This is a genomic window from Klebsiella sp. MBT K-1 (assembly GCF_002556465.1).
Taxonomy (GTDB): domain Bacteria; phylum Pseudomonadota; class Gammaproteobacteria; order Enterobacterales; family Enterobacteriaceae; genus Klebsiella; species Klebsiella grimontii.
The window spans coordinates 47,123-68,267 of record NZ_PDEL01000022.1; the positions used below are offsets into that span (position 1 = coordinate 47,123).

The 21,145-nt window shown below is 57.5% G+C and carries 21 protein-coding genes and 1 pseudogene; 14 read left to right on the forward strand and 8 right to left on the reverse strand.

Annotated features, from left to right (window positions below; genetic code table 11):
• Window positions 1-2: 2 nt before the first annotated feature.
• Genes hemX through hemC form a run of 3 tightly spaced genes read right to left on the reverse strand, consistent with a single transcriptional unit; the run spans window position 3 to window position 2,872 of the window.
• Window positions 3-1,172, reverse strand: a complete 1,170-nt coding sequence (gene hemX / locus CMQ96_RS25535; protein WP_098067522.1) for a uroporphyrinogen-III C-methyltransferase — start codon at window positions 1,170-1,172, stop codon at window positions 3-5.
• A 21-nt stretch (window positions 1,173-1,193) separates the two neighbouring features.
• Window positions 1,194-1,934: a uroporphyrinogen-III synthase gene (hemD, locus tag CMQ96_RS25540; RefSeq protein WP_024360625.1), complete on the reverse strand. Its 741-nt coding sequence runs from the start codon at window positions 1,932-1,934 to the stop codon at window positions 1,194-1,196.
• Window positions 1,931-2,872 (reverse strand): hydroxymethylbilane synthase, encoded by a 942-nt coding sequence (gene hemC, locus CMQ96_RS25545; protein WP_064342054.1) that lies wholly within the window; start codon window positions 2,870-2,872, stop codon window positions 1,931-1,933. Before hemC ends, hemD begins: the two co-directional genes overlap by 4 nt.
• A gap of 346 nt (window positions 2,873-3,218) precedes the next feature.
• Between hemC and cyaA the strand changes: the two genes are divergently transcribed.
• On the forward strand, window positions 3,219-5,768 hold the full coding sequence (gene cyaA, locus CMQ96_RS25550; protein WP_024360623.1) for a class I adenylate cyclase: 2,550 nt from the start codon (window positions 3,219-3,221) through the stop codon (window positions 5,766-5,768).
• An 80-nt stretch (window positions 5,769-5,848) separates the two neighbouring features.
• On the opposite strand, the gene cyaY is transcribed toward cyaA, so the two are convergent.
• Window positions 5,849-6,169, reverse strand: coding sequence for an iron donor protein CyaY (cyaY, locus tag CMQ96_RS25555; protein WP_082238006.1), 321 nt, complete (start codon window positions 6,167-6,169; stop codon window positions 5,849-5,851).
• A 138-nt stretch (window positions 6,170-6,307) separates the two neighbouring features.
• Between cyaY and CMQ96_RS25560 the strand changes: the two genes are divergently transcribed.
• The 8 genes from CMQ96_RS25560 to corA all read left to right on the forward strand — a co-directional run bounded on the left by CMQ96_RS25560 (window position 6,308) and on the right by corA (window position 13,225).
• On the forward strand, window positions 6,308-6,511 hold the full coding sequence (locus CMQ96_RS25560) for a lipoprotein (RefSeq protein ID WP_024360622.1): 204 nt from the start codon (window positions 6,308-6,310) through the stop codon (window positions 6,509-6,511).
• 25 nt (window positions 6,512-6,536) lie between these two features.
• On the forward strand, window positions 6,537-7,361 hold the full coding sequence (dapF, locus tag CMQ96_RS25565; protein WP_004127458.1) for a diaminopimelate epimerase: 825 nt from the start codon (window positions 6,537-6,539) through the stop codon (window positions 7,359-7,361).
• A complete protein-coding gene (locus CMQ96_RS25570; protein WP_004133256.1) occupies window positions 7,358-8,065 on the forward strand; it encodes a DUF484 domain-containing protein in 708 nt (235 codons plus the stop codon). Before dapF ends, CMQ96_RS25570 begins: the two co-directional genes overlap by 4 nt.
• The gene (gene xerC, locus CMQ96_RS25575; RefSeq protein ID WP_004133253.1) at window positions 8,062-8,964 is read left to right on the forward strand and encodes a tyrosine recombinase XerC; all 903 of its coding nucleotides are present in this window, start codon (window positions 8,062-8,064) and stop codon (window positions 8,962-8,964) included. The genes CMQ96_RS25570 and xerC overlap by 4 nt, the downstream gene beginning before the upstream one ends.
• Window positions 8,964-9,680, forward strand: coding sequence for a 5-amino-6-(5-phospho-D-ribitylamino)uracil phosphatase YigB (yigB, locus tag CMQ96_RS25580; protein WP_004133252.1), 717 nt, complete (start codon window positions 8,964-8,966; stop codon window positions 9,678-9,680). Before xerC ends, yigB begins: the two co-directional genes overlap by 1 nt.
• A 77-nt stretch (window positions 9,681-9,757) precedes the next feature.
• A complete protein-coding gene (uvrD, locus tag CMQ96_RS25585; RefSeq protein WP_004127467.1) occupies window positions 9,758-11,920 on the forward strand; it encodes a DNA helicase II in 2,163 nt (720 codons plus the stop codon).
• A gap of 148 nt (window positions 11,921-12,068) precedes the next feature.
• Entirely contained in the window at window positions 12,069-12,125 is a 57-nt protein-coding gene (gene ysgD, locus CMQ96_RS29065; protein ID WP_349817343.1) for a YsgD/CorL family protein, read from the forward strand.
• Between the two features lie 149 nt (window positions 12,126-12,274).
• Window positions 12,275-13,225, forward strand: coding sequence for a magnesium/cobalt transporter CorA (corA, locus tag CMQ96_RS25590; protein ID WP_004097564.1), 951 nt, complete (start codon window positions 12,275-12,277; stop codon window positions 13,223-13,225).
• Between the two features lie 43 nt (window positions 13,226-13,268).
• Here the strand turns inward: corA and rarD are convergent, their stop codons facing one another.
• Together rarD and yigI are read right to left on the reverse strand one after the other, a co-directional pair.
• Complete coding sequence (gene rarD / locus CMQ96_RS25595) at window positions 13,269-14,162, reverse strand: EamA family transporter RarD (protein ID WP_004133249.1); 894 nt, start codon at window positions 14,160-14,162, stop codon at window positions 13,269-13,271.
• 49 nt (window positions 14,163-14,211) lie between these two features.
• The gene (yigI, locus tag CMQ96_RS25600) at window positions 14,212-14,676 is read right to left on the reverse strand and encodes an acyl-CoA thioesterase YigI (RefSeq protein ID WP_004097567.1); all 465 of its coding nucleotides are present in this window, start codon (window positions 14,674-14,676) and stop codon (window positions 14,212-14,214) included.
• 155 nt (window positions 14,677-14,831) lie between these two features.
• On the opposite strand from yigI, the gene pldA reads away from it, so the two are divergent.
• From pldA to rhtC, 3 genes are all read left to right on the forward strand, one after another.
• Entirely contained in the window at window positions 14,832-15,704 is an 873-nt protein-coding gene (gene pldA, locus CMQ96_RS25605; RefSeq protein ID WP_004133247.1) for a phospholipase A, read from the forward strand.
• Window positions 15,705-15,771: 67 nt separating this feature from the next.
• Window positions 15,772-17,598 (forward strand): ATP-dependent DNA helicase RecQ, encoded by a 1,827-nt coding sequence (gene recQ / locus CMQ96_RS25610; protein ID WP_004133244.1) that lies wholly within the window; start codon window positions 15,772-15,774, stop codon window positions 17,596-17,598.
• A 61-nt stretch (window positions 17,599-17,659) separates the two neighbouring features.
• Window positions 17,660-18,283, forward strand: coding sequence for a threonine export protein RhtC (gene rhtC / locus CMQ96_RS25615; RefSeq protein WP_004133243.1), 624 nt, complete (start codon window positions 17,660-17,662; stop codon window positions 18,281-18,283).
• Window positions 18,284-18,325: 42 nt separating this feature from the next.
• On the opposite strand, the pseudogene CMQ96_RS28730 reads toward rhtC, so the two are convergent.
• Window positions 18,326-18,505, reverse strand: a pseudogene (locus tag CMQ96_RS28730) (ISNCY family transposase); the annotation flags it as partial.
• 24 nt (window positions 18,506-18,529) lie between these two features.
• The gene (gene rhtB / locus CMQ96_RS25620; RefSeq protein ID WP_024360621.1) at window positions 18,530-19,150 is read right to left on the reverse strand and encodes a homoserine/homoserine lactone efflux protein; all 621 of its coding nucleotides are present in this window, start codon (window positions 19,148-19,150) and stop codon (window positions 18,530-18,532) included.
• A gap of 109 nt (window positions 19,151-19,259) precedes the next feature.
• Between rhtB and pldB the strand changes: the two genes are divergently transcribed.
• Window positions 19,260-20,252 (forward strand): lysophospholipase L2, encoded by a 993-nt coding sequence (gene pldB, locus CMQ96_RS25625; RefSeq protein WP_024360620.1) that lies wholly within the window; start codon window positions 19,260-19,262, stop codon window positions 20,250-20,252.
• Window positions 20,253-20,295: 43 nt separating this feature from the next.
• On the forward strand, window positions 20,296-21,096 hold the full coding sequence (gene yigL / locus CMQ96_RS25630; protein ID WP_004133236.1) for a sugar/pyridoxal phosphate phosphatase YigL: 801 nt from the start codon (window positions 20,296-20,298) through the stop codon (window positions 21,094-21,096).
• Window positions 21,097-21,145 lie beyond the last annotated feature (49 nt).

Genomic DNA, 21,145 nt, shown 5'->3' on the forward strand with positions numbered 1-21,145 from the left:
CGTTACTCTCCTTGTGGCGCAGGGACAGGGGCTGGAGCCGGTGCGCTGGGTTGGGTTTCAGCCGGCTGCGCCATCAGATTACGAACGCGCGTCTGCATGAGCTTCTCAAGCAGCGCCTGGCTCTGCAGGCTCTCTGGTACGTTCATGGTGATGCTTTGCTGGCTGAGCTTATCCACATCCTCAAGGAAGGCTTTAGTGGTCGCGTCTTCAGTATCGTAGTAGGCGCGAACCCAGGTTGAGACGTTATCCAGCGCCTGTTTGTAGGTTTCTTCCTGATGACGCGGAACGGCCTGCGCCGCGACCAGCAGACGCGAGCGAATGTTTTCGCGCAGGTAGACGTCCTGGTTTGGTGCCAGCAGCGGCACGGCGGTCTCATCTCGGCGGCGAACGGTAATAAAGCTGTCCATAAAGTTCTGCCAGCTTTTTTGCAGGTTTACCCGCCACTCGCTAATGGAGCTGGACAGCTCATCGCTATCGGAATCCATCGGGGTGTCATCGTCATTATTGTCCGCCAGACGTAAATTATCGATCTGGTTGGCGAGCTGGTTAACCTTCAGAATGATGCCGTCATAGTCCACCTGACTTACGGCGGAGAGCGAGGCTATATCGTCGGTGATGGCGCGACGGGCGCTAATCAGACTTGGATCGTTCATGTCGGCCAGGCTGGCATCGGCGCTTTTCAGCAGCGCGGCGGCGGTCGTCACGTCCTGATCGCTCCACAGCTTACGTCCGGCCAGCTTCACGAGGAAATCAGCCTGCGCGAGCAGCCAGGTTTTTGCGTCGCTGCCGGAAATGACCGCGACCTTCTCCTGCACTTCTTCCAGCTTCTTCGCCAGAGCATCCTGCTGACGCTGCGCTTGCGTCAGCTGGTCGGCCTGCTGCTTAATGATGCCTTCAAGCTCGCTTTTTTGGTTTTCCTGCGCTTTTTGCAGCGCGGCGATCTGGCTGGATAGCCCGGCGCTGGCTTCGCTCTGGCGGGCCGCCTGGGTCTTCGTCAAGCCATAAAGACCTATGCCAGCGGCGAGGGCGATAGCGATAGCTATGGCGCTCAGAGCGAGGCTGGTTTTACTGCCGCCGTTTTTCTTTTCTACGTTATTTTCTGGCTGTGGCGTCGTGTCCACGGCCTCCCTGGTCTCTTCAACCACGGCGGATTGATTCTGTTGTTCCGTCATTATGGCTTCCAATGTTGAGAGTTATTGTAATGCGCGTAGCAGCGCATCGTTGTCGGCGCTATCGGCAACCTGGATATCCTGCCAGCCCAATTCCCTGGCCTGTTCGGCCAGACGTTCACTGACAACTAAAATGCGACAGCTCAGGAGCCAACGTTCGCGATACCACTGTGGTATTAGCATCCAGAGCTGCTGCAGCATCTCGCCGCTGGTAATAACCAGCGTCGAAACCCCGCGAGACTGCCAGCGCATTGCTTCTTCTGCGCCATCATAGTGCCTCGCACTACGTTGATAACATTCACAAAAAGTGACATCGGCACCGCGTTCGCGAAGCGTGTCGCCGAGTAATTCTCGTCCGCCGTTGCCGCGCAGGATGAGCGCTTTTTTCCCCGCAATGTTTTGTAATTCAGGTAATTGTAGCAAGACTTCGCTGATTTCCCGATCTAACGGGTAGCGAACTTGTCGATTGCTGACTTTATGCAGGGCCAGCGCGGTGGTGCGGCCAATGGCAAAATAGTCGGGCGCAGCGGGCCAGCGCAGCCCCTGCTGCTGGAGGCGAGAGTGGGAAAACTCAACGGCGTGCTGGGATAGCGCGAAGAGTAAATCGCCCGCCGCCAGGCTTGCCAACTGGCTGCCCAGCTCAGGGAGCTGTCGGCCTGGGGTAAACTCGATGAGCGGAAAGCTCCAGGCCACGCGTCCCAGCGCGCGCAGGCGGCTGACTAACTCTTCGCCTTGCGGCAGCGGACGGGTAACCAGAATGCTCATCGTGGCGCTTCTCCTGCGTAAACGACGGCGAGAATGTCGCGCGCGCCGTTATCCAGGAGTTCTTCGGCAAGGGAGACGCCCAGCGTTTCGGCATCTTCCGGACGACCGCGCCGCTCGCCGCGTACCGTGTGCGAGCCATCCGGCGCGCCAACCAGCGCGCGCAGCCATAGTTCACCGTCGATCAGTTCGGCATAGCTGCCGATAGGCACCTGGCAACCGCCTTCAAGCCGGGTGTTCATCGCCCGTTCAGCGCGTACGCGTATGGCCGTTTCCGTATGGTTCAGCGGGGCCAGCAGCGCTTTGGTCCATTCGTCGTCAAGGCGACACTCAATGCCGACAGCGCCCTGGCCGACGGCGGGCAGAGATTGCTCCGGTGACAGCGGTTGACGAATACGCGCTTCCAGATTCAGACGTTTAAGCCCTGCGGCGGCAAGAATGATCGCGTCGTACTCGCCGCTATCGAGCTTGCTTAAACGGGTGCCAACGTTGCCTCGCAGGGAGCGGATGGTGAGATCCGGCCGCGCTGCGGCCAGCTGACACTGGCGGCGTAAACTTGATGTGCCTACGACGCTGCCGTGCGGCAGTTCATCAATGGAAGCGTAGTGATTCGAGACAAACGCATCGCGCGGATCTTCCCGTTCACAAATGGTCACCAGCCCCAGTCCTGCGGGAAATTCCACCGGCACGTCTTTCATGGAATGGACGGCAATATCGGCGCGACCTTCCAGCATCGCCAGCTCTAACTCTTTCACAAAGAGCCCCTTGCCGCCCACTTTTGCAAGGGGCGTATCAAGGATCACGTCGCCGCGGGTGACCATCGGCACCAGTTCAACGGAAAGCCCCGGATGACAGGCTTCCAGACGCTCTTTCACATAATGTGCCTGCCATAGCGCAAGCGGGCTTTGCCGTGTGGCAATTCTCAAAACTTTGTCTAACATGCTTGTTACCGTCATAGTCGACCACTAACCATCCTAACATTGTTGTCTTAGGGATGTTAGTTTTGTGGGGGTAAGGGTCGCGGCCATCATTTTAGCCTTTCATGCGTTTGCGGGTTGCCGCAAACGTAGTGAAGAATTTACACGTAGTAAAGGGTGCTACACTTGTATGTAGCGCATCTTTCTTTACGGTCAATCAGCAAGGTGTTAGATTGATCACGTTTTAAACCATTTGTCAGTCAGCAGCTCATCACAACCACACCGACGACGAATGGTGACGGTTTTTGTTGAAATACTGAAACTCTCCGTACTATTGTACGTCGGGTTTTTGAACATCAGGCGATATGTCTTGTACCTCTATATTGAGACACTGAAACAGAGACTGGATGCCATCAACCAATTGCGCGTGGATCGCGCCCTTGCTGCCATGGGACCCGCTTTCCAGCAGGTTTACAGTCTACTGCCGACATTACTACATTATCATCATCCGCTGATGCCGGGTTACCTTGACGGTAACGTTCCCCGTGGCATTTGCCTCTACACGCCTGATGAAACCCAACGTCACTACCTTGACGAGCTTGAACTCAATCGTGGAATGCTGACCCAGGAACCGCCGAAAGGCGAGCTGCCGATCACCGGCCTTTACTCCATGGGCAGTACTTCTTCCGTCGGCCAAAGCTGCTCTTCCGACCTGGATATCTGGGTTTGCCATCAGTCGTGGCTGGATAGCGAAGAGCGCCAGCTGCTGCAGCGCAAATGTAGCCTGCTGGAAAGCTGGGCGGCGTCGCTGGGCGTTGAGGTGAGTTTCTTCCTGATCGACGAAAACCGCTTCCGCCATAACGAAAGCGGCAGCCTGGGCGGTGAAGACTGCGGCTCAACTCAACACATCCTGCTGCTGGATGAGTTTTACCGCACCGCGGTGCGCCTTGCCGGGAAGCGTATTCTGTGGAATATGGTGCCGTGCGAGGAAGAGGAGCATTACGATGATTACGTGATGAGCCTCTACGCGCAGGGCGTGCTGACGCCGAACGAATGGCTGGATCTCGGCGGCCTGAGTTCCCTGTCGGCGGAAGAGTACTTCGGCGCCAGCCTGTGGCAGCTGTATAAAAGCATCGACTCACCCTATAAAGCGGTGCTGAAGACGCTGCTGCTGGAAGCGTACTCCTGGGAGTATCCCAACAACCGCCTGCTGGCAAAAGATATCAAGCAGCGCCTGCATGACGGTGAAATCGTATCGTTTGGCCTCGACCCTTACTGCATGATGCTGGAGCGCGTAACGGTCTATCTGCAGGCTATCGAAGATGAAACGCGCCTCGATCTGGTGCGTCGATGTTTCTATTTAAAAGTCTGCGAGAAGCTGAGCCGCGAGCGCGCCTGCGTCGGCTGGCGTCGCGAAGTCGTCAGCCACCTGGTGAAAGAGTGGGGCTGGGATGAAAAGCGTCTGATGATGCTCGATAACCGGGCCAACTGGAAGATTGACGAAGTCCGTAAAGCGCATAACGAGCTGCTTGATGCGATGATGCAGAGCTATCGTAACCTGATTCGCTTTGCGCGCCGCAATAACCTGAGCGTTTCCGCCAGTCCGCAGGATATTGGCGTGCTGACGCGTAAGCTGTACGCCGCCTTTGAAGCGCTGCCGGGGAAAGTGACCCTGGTCAACCCGCAAATTTCGCCGGATCTGTCTGAGCCGAATCTGACCTTTATCCACGTGCCGCCGGGCCGTGCCAACCGTACCGGCTGGTATGTCTATAACCGCGCGCCGGATATGGAGTCGATCATCAGCCACCAGCCGCTGGAATATAACCGTTATCTTAATAAGCTGGTGGCCTGGGCCTGGTTTAACGGCCTGCTGACGTCACGCACTCGCCTGTTTATTAAGGGCAACGGCATTGTCGATTTGGCTAAACTGCAGGAGATGGTCGCTGACGTGGCGCACCACTTCCCGCTGCGCCTGCCGTCCCCGACGCCGAAAGCGCTGTATAGCCCGTGCGAAATTCGCCATCTGGCGATTATCGTCAATCTCGAATATGACCCGACGGCGGCCTTCCGCAATCAGGTGGTGCATTTTGACTTCCGTAAGCTCGATGTTTTCAGCTTCGGCGAAGAGCAAAAGTGCCTGATTGGCAGCATCGATCTGCTGTACCGCAACTCGTGGAACGAGGTGCGAACGCTGCACTTTAACGGCGAGCAGGCGATGATCGAAGCGCTGAAAACGATTCTCGGCAAGATGCATCAGGACGCCGCGCCGCCGGATAGCGTGGAGGTCTTCTGCTATAGCCAGCATTTGCGCGGCCTGATCCGTACTCGCGTGCAGCAGCTGGTTTCTGAATGCGTTGAGCTACGCCTCTCCAGCACCCGTCAGGACACCGGCCGCTTTAAAGCGCTGCGCGTTTCCGGGCAGACCTGGGGGCTGTTCTTCGAGCGCCTTAACGTCTCGGTACAGAAGCTGGAAAACGCCATCGAATTCTACGGCGCGATTTCGCATAACAAACTGCATGGTCTGTCGGTGCAGGTGGAAACCAACCACGTCAGGCTGCCGCAGGTGGTGGATGGTTTTGCCAGCGAAGGGATCATTCAGTTCTTCTTTGAAGATGCGGATAACGATAACGGATTTAACATCTATATTCTTGATGAGAGCAACCGCGCCGAGGTGTATCACCACTGCGAGGGCAGCAAAGAGGAGCTGGTGCGCGATGTCAGCCGCTTCTACTCTTCGTCGCATGACCGCTTTACCTACGGCTCCAGCTTTATCAACTTTAACCTGCCGCAGTTTTATCAAATCGTCGACGTCGACGGTCGCGAACAGGTGATCCCGTTCCGCAGCCAGGTGATTGCCGCCGCCACCGCTTCAGCCGGTCAGGATGCTGCATCATCGCCGATGCTGCAGCACTATTCTTGAGAAAGGGTAGCGTGCGGTAGAGGGTTATGTAGCCCGGATAAGGCGTCAGCCGTAATCCGGGGAACTCGAATCACGCGCGCTTAGCGAAAACTCACCGCTTCACCGGCCTGCGCGGTCGCCGCCTGTTCCAGTAGATCCCAGAACGTTTCGCCGCTGCGATCGCACACCCACTCGTCGCCTTTCAAGTCGAAATGGTAGCCGCCTTGCTTCGTTGCCAGCCACACCTGGTGCAGCGGCTCCTGACGGTTAATGATAATTTTGCTGCCGTTTTCAAAGCTGATAGTCAGCACGCCGCCGTTGATTTCGCAGTCGATATCGCTGTCGCCATCCCAGACGTCGAGGCGCTCTTCGATAGTCATCCACAGGGTATCTGCCAGGCGATGGAATTCACTGTCGTTCATGGTTCTTTCCCGCTTTTTTGATAGTGGCGGCAGTATAGCGCGAAACAAAAGCGCGCGCAGTGAGATGCTAAACGCTTGCTTTTACGTCTTCTCCTGCGATGATAGAAAGCAGAAAGAATGAATTACGGGCAACTATCCATGAAAAACGTTTTCCCAGCGCTTGCCGTTTTATTAGCGGTCCTCAGCCTGACCGGCTGTGGCCTGAAAGGGCCGCTTTATTTCCCACCAGCGGATAAAACGGCGCCTCCGCCGACTAAACCGGTTGATAGCGGTATCCAGAGCTCTACGCCGGATCGTAACGATCGCGGCGATAGCGGTGGTCCGACCCAGGTGAATTACTGACAGTTCCGCGCTGCTGGAGTAGATGATGCAGTTCTCTAAGATGCATGGCCTTGGCAATGACTTTATGGTCGTTGACGCGGTAACTCAGAATGTTTTTTTCTCCCCGGAACTGATTCGCCGCCTGGCGGATCGGCATCTTGGCGTGGGCTTCGATCAGCTGCTGGTGGTTGAGCCGCCCTACGATCCAGAGCTCGATTTCCACTATCGCATCTTCAATGCAGACGGTAGCGAAGTGGCGCAATGCGGCAATGGCGCGCGCTGTTTCGCCCGCTTTGTGCGCCTGAAAGGCCTGACCAATAAACGTGATATCCGCGTGAGTACGTCAAATGGCCGTATGGTATTAAGCGTGACGGAAGACGATTTGGTGCGCGTGAATATGGGCGAGCCGAACTTCGAACCGTCGCAGGTGCCGTTTCGCGCGAACAAAGCGGAAAAGACCTATATCATGCGCGCCGCTGAACAGACAGTATTGTGCGGCGTGGTGTCGATGGGTAATCCGCACTGCGTTATTCAGGTCGATGATGTGGAAACCGCGACGGTGGAAACGCTCGGTCCGGTGATGGAAAACCACGAGCGCTTCCCGGAGCGGGCGAACATCGGCTTTATGCAGGTGGTCAGCCGCTCCCATATTCGTCTGCGCGTGTATGAACGCGGCGCGGGTGAAACGCAGGCCTGTGGCAGCGGCGCCTGTGCGGCGGCGGCAGTAGGTATCCAGCAGGGTTTACTGGGCGAGGAGGTCCGCGTGGAATTACCCGGCGGGCGTCTTGATATCGCCTGGAAAGGTCCGGGCCAACCGTTGTATATGACTGGCCCGGCGGCACATGTCTATGACGGATTTATTCATTTATGAAACAAGTCGGGGAAGAACAGCAGGAAATCACCAGCGTGCTGAACGATCGCGCAGTGGTGGACTATCTGTTGCAACATCCTGAATTCTTTATTCGTAATGCGGCGCTGGTGGAGCACATGTCGGTTCCGCATCCGGTACGTGGTTCGGTCTCGCTGGTGGAATGGCATATGGCGCGGGCGCGGAATCATATCAACGTGCTGGAAGAGAATATGTCGCTGCTGATGGCGCAGGCGACGGCGAACGAAAGCCTGTTTCAGCGCCTGTTTGATCTCCAGACGCGGCTGGCGGCGGCCGATAGCCTTGATGAAATGCTGAACCGCTTTCATCGCTGGGCGCGCGAGCTAGGGCTGGCGGGCGCGACGGTGCGCCTGTTTCCCGACAGCTGGCGGCTCGGCGCGCCCTCTAAATTCACCCATCTGGCGATAAGCCGTCAGGCGTTTGAGCCCATTCGCATCCAGCGGCTTGGCCAGCAGCGCCACTATCTTGGCCCATTGAACGGTCCGGAACTGCTGGTGGCGCTGCCGGAAGCAAAAGCCGTTGGCTCGGTGGCGATGTCGCTGCTGGGGGGTGATGAAGCGCCCGGCGTGATGCTGTTCAGCAGTCGCGATCCCCAGCACTATCAGCAAGGTCAGGGAACGCAGCTGTTGCAGGAAATTGCGTCGATGCTCCCGGGATTGCTGGAGCGCTGGATCGAGCGCGCATGAACGCCTCACCGCTGTTGCCTTCCGTAGAGCGCTTTTTACGCTATCTCGGCGTCGAGCGTCAGCTTAGCCCAATAACGCTGCTGAACTACCGCCGTCAGCTCGAGACGCTTATCGCGCTGGCGGAAAACGCCGGGCTGAAAAGCTGGCAGCAGTGCGATGCCGCCCAGGTCCGTAGCCTGGCGGTACGCAGCCGTCGTCAGGGGCTGGGGCCGGCGAGCCTGGCGTTACGCCTCTCCGCATTACGCAGCTTCTTTGACTGGCTGGTGAGCCAGGGTGAACTGGCGGCTAATCCGGCAAAGGGGATTTCGGCGCCGAAAACACCGCGCCATTTACCGAAAAATATCGATGTCGACGACGTTAACCGGCTGCTGGATATCGATCTTAACGATCCGCTGGCGGTACGCGACAGGGCGATGCTGGAAGTGATGTACGGCGCGGGGCTGCGTCTCTCGGAGCTGGTGAATCTCGACATTAAGCACCTCGATCTGGAATCCGGCGAGGTGTGGGTGATGGGCAAAGGCAGCAAAGAGCGCCGCCTGCCGATTGGCCGCAACGCGGTGGCGTGGATTGAGCACTGGCTCGACCTGCGCGGCCTGTTCGGCGCCGATGAAGACGCCCTGTTCTTATCGAAACTGGGCAAGCGAATTTCAGCGCGCAATGTGCAAAAGCGCTTTGCCGAATGGGGCGTTAAGCAGGGCCTCAACAGTCACGTACATCCGCATAAGCTGCGCCACTCCTTCGCGACTCATATGCTGGAGTCGAGCGGCGATCTGCGCGGAGTGCAGGAGCTGCTGGGGCATGCGAACCTTTCCACCACTCAAATCTATACCCATCTTGATTTTCAACACCTTGCGTCGGTGTACGATGCGGCGCATCCGCGCGCCAAACGGGGGAAATAATGCGTTTTTACCGACCTCTGGGCCAGATTTCAGCACTGACATTTGACCTGGACGATACCCTTTATGACAACCGCCCGGTGATTGACCGGACGCTGCATGAGTCGCTGAGCTTTGTGCGCAGCTACCATCCGTCGCTGAGTCAATTTGACGCCAGCGAACTCAACCGGCTGCGCCAGACGCTGCTGGCCTCAGAGCCGGAAATTTACCACGATGTCACCGAGTGGCGCCGCCGCGCGCTGGAGCTGGGGATGCTCAACGCCGGGCTTTCTGCGGCGCTGGCGAAAACGGGGGCGGATGAAGCGATGGCCAACTTCGCCCACTGGCGCAGCCTGATCGACGTCCCGCAAGAGACGCACGATACGCTGGCGAAGCTGGCGGAAAAATGGCCGCTGGTGGCCATTACCAACGGTAATGCCCGGCCGGAACTTTTTGGCCTGAGCGACTACTTCCGCTTCGTGCTGCGCGCGGGTCCGGACGGGCGCTCTAAACCTTTTGCCGATATGTATCATCTGGCGGCAGAGCGGCTGGAGCTGCCGCTGGCGCAGATTCTGCACGTCGGTGACGATCTGACGACCGACGTGGCGGGCTCCATTCGCTGCGGCATGCAGGCCTGTTGGATCAAACCGCAGGGCGCAGACCTGATGCGCACCGCCGACAGCCGTCTGCTGCCGCACATCGAAATTTCACGGTTGGCATCTCTGACCTCGCTGATATAATCGTCAGTAGTTCTGTATAAATTAACAGTAGCCCGGTGAACTGCACGTTGCCGGGCGTCTCATTTCCGGCGGTGCCAATGGACGTTTCTTACCTGCTCGACAGCCTTAATGACAAACAGCGTGAAGCCGTTGCGGCATCACGTACGAATATGCTGGTTCTGGCAGGAGCGGGCAGCGGTAAGACGCGCGTGCTGGTACACCGCATCGCCTGGCTGCTGAGCGTTGAGAACTGTTCCCCTTACTCCATTATGGCGGTGACCTTTACCAACAAAGCGGCGGCGGAGATGCGCCATCGTATTGGTCAACTGATGGGCACCACCCAGGGCGGTATGTGGGTCGGCACTTTCCACGGCCTGGCGCACCGGCTGCTGCGCGCCCATCACCTTGACGCCAACCTGCCGCAGGACTTCCAGATCCTCGATAGCGAAGACCAGCTGCGCCTGCTTAAGCGCCTGATTAAGGCGATGAACCTCGATGAGAAGCAGTGGCCGCCGCGTCAGGCGATGTGGTACATCAACGGCCAGAAAGACGAAGGCCTGCGCCCGCACCATATTCAGAGCTACGGCAACCCGGTTGAGCAGACCTGGCAGAAGGTGTATCAGGCCTATCAGGAAGCCTGCGATCGGGCGGGGCTGGTGGATTTCGCCGAGCTGCTGCTGCGCGCGCACGAACTGTGGCTGAATAAGCCGCATATTCTGCAGCACTACCGCGAGCGCTTTACCAATATCCTGGTCGACGAATTCCAGGATACCAACAACATTCAGTACGCGTGGATCCGCCTGCTGGCGGGCGATACCGGCAAGGTGATGATCGTCGGCGATGACGATCAGTCCATTTACGGCTGGCGCGGCGCGCAGGTGGAGAACATCCAGCGCTTCCTCAACGATTTCCCCGGCGCGGAAACTATCCGCCTCGAGCAAAACTATCGCTCGACCAGCAATATCCTCAGTGCGGCGAACGCCCTGATTGAGAACAACAGCGGACGGCTGGGAAAAAAATTGTGGACCGACGGCGCCGACGGCGAGCCGATTTCGCTCTACTGCGCGTTTAACGATCTTGATGAGGCGCGCTTTGTCGTCAACCGCATCAAAACCTGGCAGGAAAACGGCGGGGCGCTGGAGCAGTGCGCGATTCTGTATCGCAGCAACGCCCAGTCGCGCGTGCTGGAAGAGGCGCTGCTGCAGGCCAGCATGCCGTATCGTATTTATGGCGGCATGCGCTTCTTCGAACGCCAGGAGATCAAAGATGCGCTCTCCTATCTGCGCCTGATCGCCAATCGTAATGACGACGCGGCGTTTGAGCGCGTGGTGAATACCCCGACGCGCGGTATCGGCGATCGCACCCTGGACGTGGTGCGCCAGACCTCGCGCGATCGCCAGCTAACGCTATGGCAGGCCTGCCGCGAGCTGTTAAAAGACAAAGTCCTGGCCGGGCGAGCCGCCAGCGCCCTGCAGCGTTTTATGGAGCTTATTGACGCGCTGGCGCAGGAGACCGCCGATATGCCGCTGCACGTGCAGACCGACCGGGTAATTAAAGACTCCGGTCTGCGCATGATGTACGAGCAGGAGAAAGGCGAGAAAGGCCAGACGCGTATTGAAAACTTAGAGGAGCTGGTGACGGCAACGCGCCAGTTCAGCTACAACGAAGAAGATGAAGATCTCATGCCGCTGCAGGCGTTTCTCTCGCACGCGGCGCTGGAGGCGGGAGAAGGGCAGGCGGATACCTGGCAGGACGCGGTACAGCTGATGACCCTGCACTCGGCGAAAGGGCTGGAGTTCCCGCAGGTCTTTATCGTTGGGGTGGAAGAGGGGATGTTCCCGAGCCAGATGGCGCTGGATGAGGGCGGCCGCCTCGAAGAAGAACGCCGCCTGGCCTACGTCGGCGTCACCCGCGCGATGCAGAAGCTCACGTTGACCTACGCGGAAACCCGCCGCCTGTATGGCAAAGAGGTGTATCACCGGCCATCGCGCTTTATCGGCGAGCTGCCGGAGTCGTGCGTAGAAGAGGTGCGGCTGCGCGCGACGGTGAGCCGACCGGTCAGCCATCAGCGGATGGGGACGCCGATGGCGGAAAACGACACCGGCTACAAGCTGGGCCAGCGCGTGCGCCATGCCAAGTTTGGCGAAGGGACGATCGTTAACCTCGAAGGCAGCGGTGAACACAGTCGCCTGCAGGTTGCGTTTCAGGGGCAGGGGATCAAATGGCTGGTCGCGGCGTACGCCCGGTTGGAAACAGTGTAACAGTAAGAAAAATATCATAATTTTGTAATATTCTGCTACCTTTATACGTTAAGGAGCTTGATTTGCTCTTTAGCGTTCCGTTGCGTGTTGACGCCGTTTTTGCGCTGGCGTAACATGCGCGCACGATTACGCTAAGAGGACATTCGCCTTGGACACACCCAGTAGATGCTGGCTCAATTTCCTGCCCATCAGGAACAACTCCTAAGGCTATCCTCTTATGCTGATAGCCTTAGCGGTTGTCAGCGACTCGTTCTATTCCCGTCGCTCTGAGTCAGGCTTAATGGTCTGAAACCCAAATTGTTTCTGTGTGCCCACCGAACTGTCCGATAATTTTTTGCATTGGGAGTCCCGGTCATGCTGAGCGCATTTCAACTGGAAAACAATCGTTTAACGCGGCTTGAAGCCGACGAGATCAAGCACCTCGCCAGTTCGGTGTGGGTCGATCTGGTCGAGCCTGACGACGATGAACGTAGCCGCGTGCAAACGGAATTGGGCCAGAACCTGGCGACGCGCCCGGAGCTGGAAGACATCGAAGCGTCAGCGCGTTTCTTTGAGGATGAAGACGGCCTGCATATCCACTCATTTTTCTTTTTTGAAGATGCTGAGGATCACGCCGGTAACTCTACCGTGGCGTTCACTATCCGCGAAGGGCGTCTGTTCACCCTGCGCGAGCGGGAGCTGCCCGCTTTCCGCCTGTATCGCATGCGCGCCCGCAGCCAGTCGATGGTGGACGGCAACGCCTACGAGCTGCTGCTGGACCTGTTCGAAACCAAAATTGAGCAGCTGGCGGATGAAATCGAAAACATCTACAGCGATCTGGAAAAGCTCAGCCGGGTGATCATGGAAGGCCGACAGGGCGACGACTACGACGAGGCGCTCTCGACGCTGGCGGAGCAGGAAGATATCGGCTGGAAAGTTCGCCTGTGTCTGATGGATACCCAGCGCGCGCTGAACTTCCTCGTACGTAAAGCCCGTCTGCCGGCAGGCCAGCTGGAGCAGGCGCGTGAGATCCTGCGCGATATCGAATCCCTGCTGCCGCACAACGAATCGCTGTTTCAGAAGGTTAACTTCCTGATGCAGGCGGCGATGGGTTTTATCAACATCGAGCAGAACCGCATCATCAAAATCTTCTCGGTGGTCTCCGTGGTGTTCCTGCCGCCGACCCTGGTGGCATCCAGCTATGGGATGAACTTTGAGTTTATGCCCGAGCTGCACTGGAGCTTTGGCTACCCCGGGGCGATTGTCTTTATGATGCTCGCCGGTCTGGCGCCGTATCTGTACTTTAAGCGCAAAAACTGGCTGTAAAAAAAGGAGCTTCGGCTCCTTTTTTTTGCGTATTGGTCTGGCTTTATGCCCTACGTGTCCGGCGTATCGTGTAAATCGCATCCATCACGAAAATCGCCAGCGCCACCCAGATAAAGGCGAAGGTCACCATTTTATCCGCGCCCGGTACTTCGCCGTAGAAGGTCACCGCCAGCAGGAACATCAGCGTCGGGCCGATATACTGGAAAAAGCCCAACGTGGAGAGGCGCAGACGCGTCGCCGCGCCGGTAAAGCACAGCAGCGGAATAGTGGTGACCACGCCTGCCGCCATCAGCAGTAGGTTCAGCGACCACGGATTCTGCCCCATGTGGCTGGTCGGGCTATCGGCGATGCCAAACAGATAAATCGCGGCGACCGGCAGCAGCCAGAGCGTCTCAAACAGCATCCCGGTTTGCGCATCCACGGCGATCTTTTTACGCAGCAGGCCGTAAAAAGCGAAGCTGAATGCCAGGCCCAGGGCGATAATCGGCAGCGAGCCGAAGGTCCAGAGCTGTACCAGCACGCCGCAGGCGGCCAGCAGCACCGCCAGCCACTGCATCCGACGGAAACGCTCCCCGAGGAAGATCATCCCCAGCAGAATGTTCACCAGCGGATTGATAAAGTAGCCCAGGCTGGCTTCCAGCATATGATGATTATTCACCGCCCAGATAAACAGCAGCCAGTTACCGCCCACCAGCACCGCAGAGAGCGCCAGCAGCAACACTTTTTTTGGCGTTTTCAGCAGCCTTTTGACCTGCGGCCACTGGCGGCTGACGCTAATCAGCGCCACCATGAAGAAGAAGGACCAGATCACGCGGTGAGTCAGGATTTCATCGGCGGGAACATAGTAGATAAGCTTGAAGTACGCCGGCGCGATACCCCAGATAAAATAGGCGGCCAGGGCCAGCAGAACCCCCACCCGCGTTTGTTTAGCATCCATCGGTACAAATCCATTGCCAAAGAGAGTGATGTTACTCGATTTAGGCCGATCAACCCACCATATACGTCGCCGTGGCGCTGGCGATATACACCTGCTCTTCGTTATGTAGCTCGACGCGGGCTACCGCCACTTTGTTACCGGCGCGCAGCAGGCTGCTGGTGGCGGTAAAGCGTTCCCCGCGGCCTGGACGCAGGTAGTCGACGCGCAGATCGATGGTGCCCATCCGCGACAGGCGCTGGCGCAGCTCTTCTTCATTGATAGTGTCGTGCCGGGTGAGCGTACTGCCGACGCATACCAGTCCCGCCGCGACGTCCAGCGCTGAGGCGATCACGCCGCCATGTAAGATGCTCTGCGCCCAGTTGCCGACCATCATCGGCTGGTTGTTGAAACTCAGCTGGGCAAATTCCTTTTCATAACGCTCCAGCTCCAGGCCTAAGGCACGATTAAACGGCATATGGTAGACGAAAATTTCTCCCACCAGCTTCAGGGCGGCGGCGGCGGTCAGTTCAGACATAACAGCATTTCCAAAAGTTAATGAAATGTTGATTTTATGCTTCTAAAATATTGATTTCTACTTTAAGAACGGATAACAGGTCAGAAGACGTATAAATAGGTAGAATGCTGCCTGGGTTAAACAGAAATAATAAATATCCATCCAGGAGAACAGCAATGCGTATCTCTTTGGCCTGCCTGCTGGCGTTTATTGCGCTTCCGGCTGGCGTTCTGGCGCAGGACGCGCCGGTGAATAAACAGGTCCACGACACCCCGGCCGTTCGCGGGAGCATTATCGCCAACCTATTACAGGACCATGATAATCCGTTCCTGCTCTATCCCTATGAGAGCAACTATTTGCTCTATACGTGGACCAGCGATCTTAACAAAGAAGCGATTCGTAGCTACGACTGGGCCGAGAACGCGCGTAAAGATGAAGTGAAGTTCCAGCTCAGCCTGGCGTTTCCATTATGGCGCGGGATTTTGGGCGAGAATTCGCTGCTGGGCGCTTCTTATACGCAAAAATCCTGGTGGCAGCTCTCCAACAGCAAAGAGTCCGCGCCGTTTCGCGAAACCAACTACGAGCCGCAGCTGTTCCTCGGTTTCGCGACCGATTACTCGTTCGCCGGCTGGACGCTGCGCGACGTTGAAATGGGATATAACCACGACTCTAACGGCCGTTCCGATCCCACTTCCCGCAGCTGGAACCGCCTCTATACCAGGCTGATGGCGCAAAATGGCAACTGGCTGGTCGAGGTGAAGCCCTGGTACGTGATTGGCAGCACCGACGATAACCCGGATATCACCAAATATATGGGGTATTACCGGCTGAAAGTGGGCTATCAGCTGGGCGACGCTATTCTCAGCGCCCAAGGGCAATATAACTGGAATACCGGCTACGGCGGCGCCGAGCTTGGGGTGAGCTATCCGATCACCAAACACGTGCGCGTCTATACTCAGGTTTATAGCGGTTATGGCGAGTCGCTCATCGATTATAACTTTAATCAGACCCGCGTTGGCGTCGGGCTGATGCTCAACGATCTGTTTTAATCGTTGCACTCTGGCTCTCAGGCGCTGAAAATAGCGCCTGTTTTCTTTTCAGGCATATGGGGTCAACGTGGCGCAGGCGGAAGTATTGAATCAGGAATCGCTGGCTAAGCAGGTTTTACAAGAGACCTTCGGCTACCAGCAGTTTCGCCCGGGCCAGGATACCATTATCGATACGGCGTTGGCCGGGCGCGACTGCCTGGTGGTGATGCCGACCGGCGGCGGCAAGTCGCTGTGTTATCAGGTGCCGGCGCTGGTGCTGGGCGGTCTGACCGTTGTGGTATCGCCGCTTATTTCCTTGATGAAGGACCAGGTCGATCAGCTGCTGGCTAACGGCGTGGCGGCGGCGTGCCTGAACTCAACGCAGAGCCGGGAGCAGCAGCAGGAGGTGATGGCCGGCTGCCGCAGCGGGCAGATCCGCCTGCTGTATATCGCCCCGGAGCGCCTGATGCTGGATAACTTCCTCGAGCATCTTACGCACTGGAATCTGTCGATGGTGGCGGTAGACGAGGCGCACTGTATTTCCCAGTGGGGCCACGACTTCCGTCCGGAATACGCCGCGTTAGGGCAGTTGCGCCAGCGGATACCGCACATCCCGTTTATGGCGCTGACCGCCACCGCTGATGACACCACGCGTCGCGACATTGTCCGCCTGCTGGACCTGAACGATCCGCTCATCCAGGTCAGCAGCTTCGACCGTCCCAACATCCGCTATATGCTGATGGAGAAGTTTAAGCCGCTGGATCAGCTGATGCGCTACGTGCAGGACCAGCGCGGCAAGTCGGGCATCATCTACTGCAATAGCCGCTCGAAAGTTGAAGATACCGCCGCGCGCCTGCAAAGCCGCGGTATCAGCGCGGCGGCCTACCACGCCGGGCTGGAAAATCATATCCGCGCCGACGTGCAGGAGAAATTCCAGCGCGACGATCTGCAAATCGTGGTGGCGACGGTGGCCTTCGGTATGGGTATCAACAAACCGAACGTCCGCTTTGTGGTGCATTTCGATATCCCCCGCAATATTGAATCCTATTACCAGGAGACCGGGCGCGCCGGGCGCGATGGGCTGCCTGCCGAGGCGATGCTGTTTTACGATCCGGCGGATATGGCGTGGCTCAGACGCTGCCTTGAAGAGAAGCCCGCCGGGCCGCTGCAGGACATTGAACGCCATAAGCTCAACGCGATGGGGGCCTTTGCCGAAGCGCAAACCTGCCGCCGCTTGGTGCTGCTCAACTACTTTGGCGAGGGGCGCCAGGAGCCCTGCGGCAACTGCGATATCTGCCTTGACCCGCCAAAACAGTACGACGGTTTAATGGACGCGCGTAAGGCGCTGTCGACGATTTATCGCGTTAACCAGCGCTTTGGTATGGGCTACGTGGTGGAAGTGCTGCGCGGCGCCAATAACCAGCGTATTCGCGATATGGGGCACGATAAGCTGCCGGTCTACGGTATCGGGCGCGAACAGAGCCATGAGCATTGGGTCAGCGTTATCCGTCAGCTTATTCATTTGGGGCTGGTCACGCAGAATATTGCCCAGCACTCTGCGCTGCAGCTTACCGAGGCCGCGCGTCCGGTCCTGCGCGGCGACGTGACGCTGCAGCTTGCCGTACCGCGTATTGTGGCGCTGAAGCCGAAAGCGATGCAGAAATCCTTCGGCGGCAATTACGATCGTAAGCTGTTCGCCAAGCTGCGCAAACTGCGTAAAGCGATTGCCGATGAAGAGAATATCCCGCCCTATGTGGTGTTTAACGATGCGACGCTGATTGAAATGGCTGAGCAAACGCCGCTGACGGCAGGAGAGATGCTCAGCGTCAACGGCGTCGGTACGCGTAAGCTTGAGCGCTTTGGTAAAGAGTTTATGGCCCTGATCCGGGCGCACGTGGATGGCGATGATGAGTAGTCAGCCGGACGAAAAAGTGCAAATATAGTTTTCGTCCTGACTATTTTCCTGCGAGTTAATCATGTTGACGCTTTTCTTCACCGTGGCGCTGGTGCATATCATTGCGCTGATGAGTCCTGGCCCGGACTTTTTCTTTGTCTCACAGACCGCCGTTAGCCGCTCTCGCAAAGAGGCGATGATGGGCGTGCTGGGGATCACCTGCGGGGTAATGGTGTGGGCGGGCGTAGCCCTGCTCGGCCTGAACCTGATTATTGCGAAGATGGCCTGGCTGCATACCATCATTATGGTCGGTGGCGGCCTGTATCTGTGCTGGATGGGCTTGCAGATGCTGCGCGGCGCGCTGAAAAAAGGCGAAGCGGCAGCGGCGGTAGAGCCTCAGGTTGAGCTGGCGCGCAGTGGCCGGAGCTTCCTGAAAGGGCTGCTGACCAATCTGGCGAACCCCAAAGCGATTATCTACTTCGGCTCCGTTTTCTCGCTGTTTGTCGGCGACAGCGTCAGTTCCGGCGCGCGCTGGGGGATTTTCCTGCTGATCGTGCTGGAGACGCTGGCCTGGTTTACGGTGGTTGCCAGCCTGTTCGCCCTCCCGGGCATGCGCCGCGGCTACCAGCGGATGGCGAAATGGATCGACGGCATTGCCGGTACGCTATTCGCCGGCTTCGGTATTCATCTGATTATTTCGCGCTAAGCGTTCTGCGGCCCGCCTCAGAGGTTATGGGTGGGCCGGGTATTAATGACGGAGCTGCTGCAAATCGTCGGACGTCAGACCGGTCATTTCCATCACCGCCGCCGCATCAATATCCCGTTCGAGCATGGCCTTCGCGACGCTAAGAAGCGCGGCGCGTTTGCCCTCTTTTATGCCCTTCTGCATACCTTCCTCAAGCTACTTTTCTGCCAGAGTCATCAATACAGTAATTTGCTGTTTATCTATACATCAGGCGTGGCGCGCGGAGGCCAGCAGGGCGCCGACCAGCATAAACAGCGAACCAAAGATCTTGTTTAGCGCTTTCATCTGCTTCGGCCCCTTAATCCACGCGGCAATACGCTGCGCCAGCGTGGCGTAGCCAATCATGACGATAATATCGACCACAATGGTGGTGACGCCGAGCACGAGGTACTGCATCACCTGGGGCTGGTGCGGCACGATAAATTGCGGGAATAGCGCGGCGAGGAAGACGATGCTTTTCGGGTTGGTCAGATTCACGAAAACCGCGCGCTTAAAGAGTTTGCCGCGGGTCTGCGCTTGCGCAAGGGTATTCAGATCGAGAGAGCCCGCGGCCCGCCACTGCTGAATGCCGAGCCAGATAAGATAAGCGGCGCCCGCCCATTTAAGGATTTCAAAGGCCAGCAGCGAACGGGAAAACAGCGTACCCAGGCCGATGCCCACCAGCACAATATGGATGCCCAGTCCGGTCTGTAGACCGGCAATAGAGGCCGCCGCGCCGCGATAGCCGTGGTTGATTGAGGTGGTCATGGTGTTTATCGCCCCGGAACCCGGTGACAGGCTGAGAATAATCGATGTCAGCAGATAGGCAAACCACCACTCGAACGTCATGAGAAACTCCCTGATTGTCTGTTTTTATGCCACAATACGCTATTGTGTAAGCATTGTGTGATACACGATAAAAAAACGATTTTCAGCGGTTATCAGGGGTGTAAGCCCGATGTTTTTGCAGCAAAAGGACTGGGAAACACGAGAAAACGCGTTTGCGGCCTTTACCATGGGGCCACTGACCGATTTCTGGCGTCAGCGGGAAGAGGCTGAATTTACGGGCGTGGATAACGTTCCGGTGCGCTTTGTTCGCTTCTGCGCCAAAAGTCATGATCGGGTCGTGGTTATCTGCCCGGGTCGCATTGAAAGCTACGTTAAGTACGCCGAACTGGCTTACGATCTTTTCCGCAGCGGTTTTGACGTGATGATTATCGATCATCGCGGCCAGGGGCGCTCCGGACGCATGCTTTCTGACACCCACCGCGGGCACGTCGTTAATTTCAGCGATTACGTCGACGATCTCGCCGCGTTCTGGCAGCAGCAGGTAGCGCCCGGACGCTGGCGGAAGCGGTTTATACTGGCCCACTCCATGGGCGGCGCCATTGCGACGCTATTTTTGCAGCGCTACCACCAGCATTGCGATGCGATGGCGCTCTGCGCGCCGATGTTCGGCATCGTTATGCGCCTGCCTGACTGGATGGTGCGCCATATTCTCGATTGGGCTGAGGGCCATCAGCGCATTCGTGAAGAGTATGCCCTCGGTACCGGCCGCTGGCGCGCGCTGCCCTTTGCGGTCAACGTCCTGACGCACAGCCGCCAACGCTATCGCCGCAACCTGCGTTTTTACGCCGATGAGCCGCAGCTGCGTGTCGGCGGGCCGACGTTCCACTGGGTGCGCGAGGGGATCCTCGCCGGCGAAGAGGTGCTGGCCGGTGCGGAAAAAGACGTCACGCCCACGCTATTGCTCCAGGCGGAAGAAGAGCGGGTGGTCGATAACCGCATGCACGATCGCTACTGTGAACGTCGCGCCGCGGGCGGCCATCCCTGTGAAGGGAATAAGCCGTTTGTCATAGAAGGGGCATACCATGAGATCCTTTTTGAAAAGGACGCCATGCGCTCGGTCGCGCTAAACGCTATCGTCGATTTTTTTGGTCGACACACTTAATCCGGCGAAACGCTCGTCGCCCTGCTTAGAGGTTAAAATTTTTATGTACCAGGTTGTTGCGTCTGATTTAGATGGCACGCTGCTTTCTCCCGATCACTGCTTAACTCCCTACGCCAAAGAGACGCTGAAGCTGCTTACCGCACGCGGTATCAACTTCGTGTTCGCGACCGGCCGCCACTACATCGATGTTGGGCAAATTCGCGATAATCTCGGCATTAAATCCTATATGATCACCTCGAACGGCGCTCGCGTGCACGATAGCGAAGGGCAGCAGATCTTCGCCCACAACCTCGACCGCGATATCGCCGCCGACCTGTTTGAGATGATGCGTAACGATCCGGCGATTGTGACCAACGTCTATCGTGAAGATGAGTGGTATATGAACCGCCACCGTCCGGAAGAGATGCGCTTCTTCAAAGAGGCGGTGTTTAACTACAAGCTCTACGAGCCGGGCGAGCTGGACCCGGAAGGCATTAGCAAAGTCTTTTTCACCTGCGATAAGCATGAGCATCTGCTGCCGCTGGAGCAGGCGATCAATGCCCGCTGGGGCGATCGCGTGAACGTGAGCTTCTCTACCGTCACCTGCCTTGAAGTGATGGCGGGCGGCGTGTCGAAAGGGCATGCGCTGGAGGCGGTGGCGAAAATGCTTGGCTATAGCCTGAAAGAGTGTATCGCCTTCGGCGACGGTATGAACGATGCGGAGATGCTGTCAATGGCGGGCAAGGGCTGCATTATGGCCAACGCGCACCAGCGGCTGAAAGACCTGCACCCTGAGTTGGAAGTGATCGGCAGCAATGTCGATGATGCCGTTCCCCACTATCTGCGTAAACTCTATCTTGACTAAAAAAGATTGACGATTGTTTTATTAATGAGCAGTTGTCAACCTTTCACTT

Coding starts and splice junctions, on each gene's coding strand:
- yigB (WP_004133252.1), top strand. CDS start 8,964: ATGCGTTTTTACCGACCTCTGGGCCAGATTTCAGCACTGACATTTGAC.
- hemC (WP_064342054.1), bottom strand. CDS start 2,872: ATGTTAGACAAAGTTTTGAGAATTGCCACACGGCAAAGCCCGCTTGCG.
- rarD (WP_004133249.1), bottom strand. CDS start 14,162: ATGGATGCTAAACAAACGCGGGTGGGGGTTCTGCTGGCCCTGGCCGCC.
- CMQ96_RS25560 (WP_024360622.1), top strand. CDS start 6,308: ATGAAAAACGTTTTCCCAGCGCTTGCCGTTTTATTAGCGGTCCTCAGC.
- dapF (WP_004127458.1), top strand. CDS start 6,537: ATGCAGTTCTCTAAGATGCATGGCCTTGGCAATGACTTTATGGTCGTT.
- yigL (WP_004133236.1), top strand. CDS start 20,296: ATGTACCAGGTTGTTGCGTCTGATTTAGATGGCACGCTGCTTTCTCCC.
- hemD (WP_024360625.1), bottom strand. CDS start 1,934: ATGAGCATTCTGGTTACCCGTCCGCTGCCGCAAGGCGAAGAGTTAGTC.
- hemX (WP_098067522.1), bottom strand. CDS start 1,172: ATGACGGAACAACAGAATCAATCCGCCGTGGTTGAAGAGACCAGGGAG.
- rhtB (WP_024360621.1), bottom strand. CDS start 19,150: ATGACGTTCGAGTGGTGGTTTGCCTATCTGCTGACATCGATTATTCTC.
- CMQ96_RS25570 (WP_004133256.1), top strand. CDS start 7,358: ATGAAACAAGTCGGGGAAGAACAGCAGGAAATCACCAGCGTGCTGAAC.
- corA (WP_004097564.1), top strand. CDS start 12,275: ATGCTGAGCGCATTTCAACTGGAAAACAATCGTTTAACGCGGCTTGAA.
- rhtC (WP_004133243.1), top strand. CDS start 17,660: ATGTTGACGCTTTTCTTCACCGTGGCGCTGGTGCATATCATTGCGCTG.
- xerC (WP_004133253.1), top strand. CDS start 8,062: ATGAACGCCTCACCGCTGTTGCCTTCCGTAGAGCGCTTTTTACGCTAT.
- pldB (WP_024360620.1), top strand. CDS start 19,260: ATGTTTTTGCAGCAAAAGGACTGGGAAACACGAGAAAACGCGTTTGCG.
- pldA (WP_004133247.1), top strand. CDS start 14,832: ATGCGTATCTCTTTGGCCTGCCTGCTGGCGTTTATTGCGCTTCCGGCT.
- uvrD (WP_004127467.1), top strand. CDS start 9,758: ATGGACGTTTCTTACCTGCTCGACAGCCTTAATGACAAACAGCGTGAA.
- cyaY (WP_082238006.1), bottom strand. CDS start 6,169: ATGAACGACAGTGAATTCCATCGCCTGGCAGATACCCTGTGGATGACT.
- yigI (WP_004097567.1), bottom strand. CDS start 14,676: ATGTCTGAACTGACCGCCGCCGCCGCCCTGAAGCTGGTGGGAGAAATT.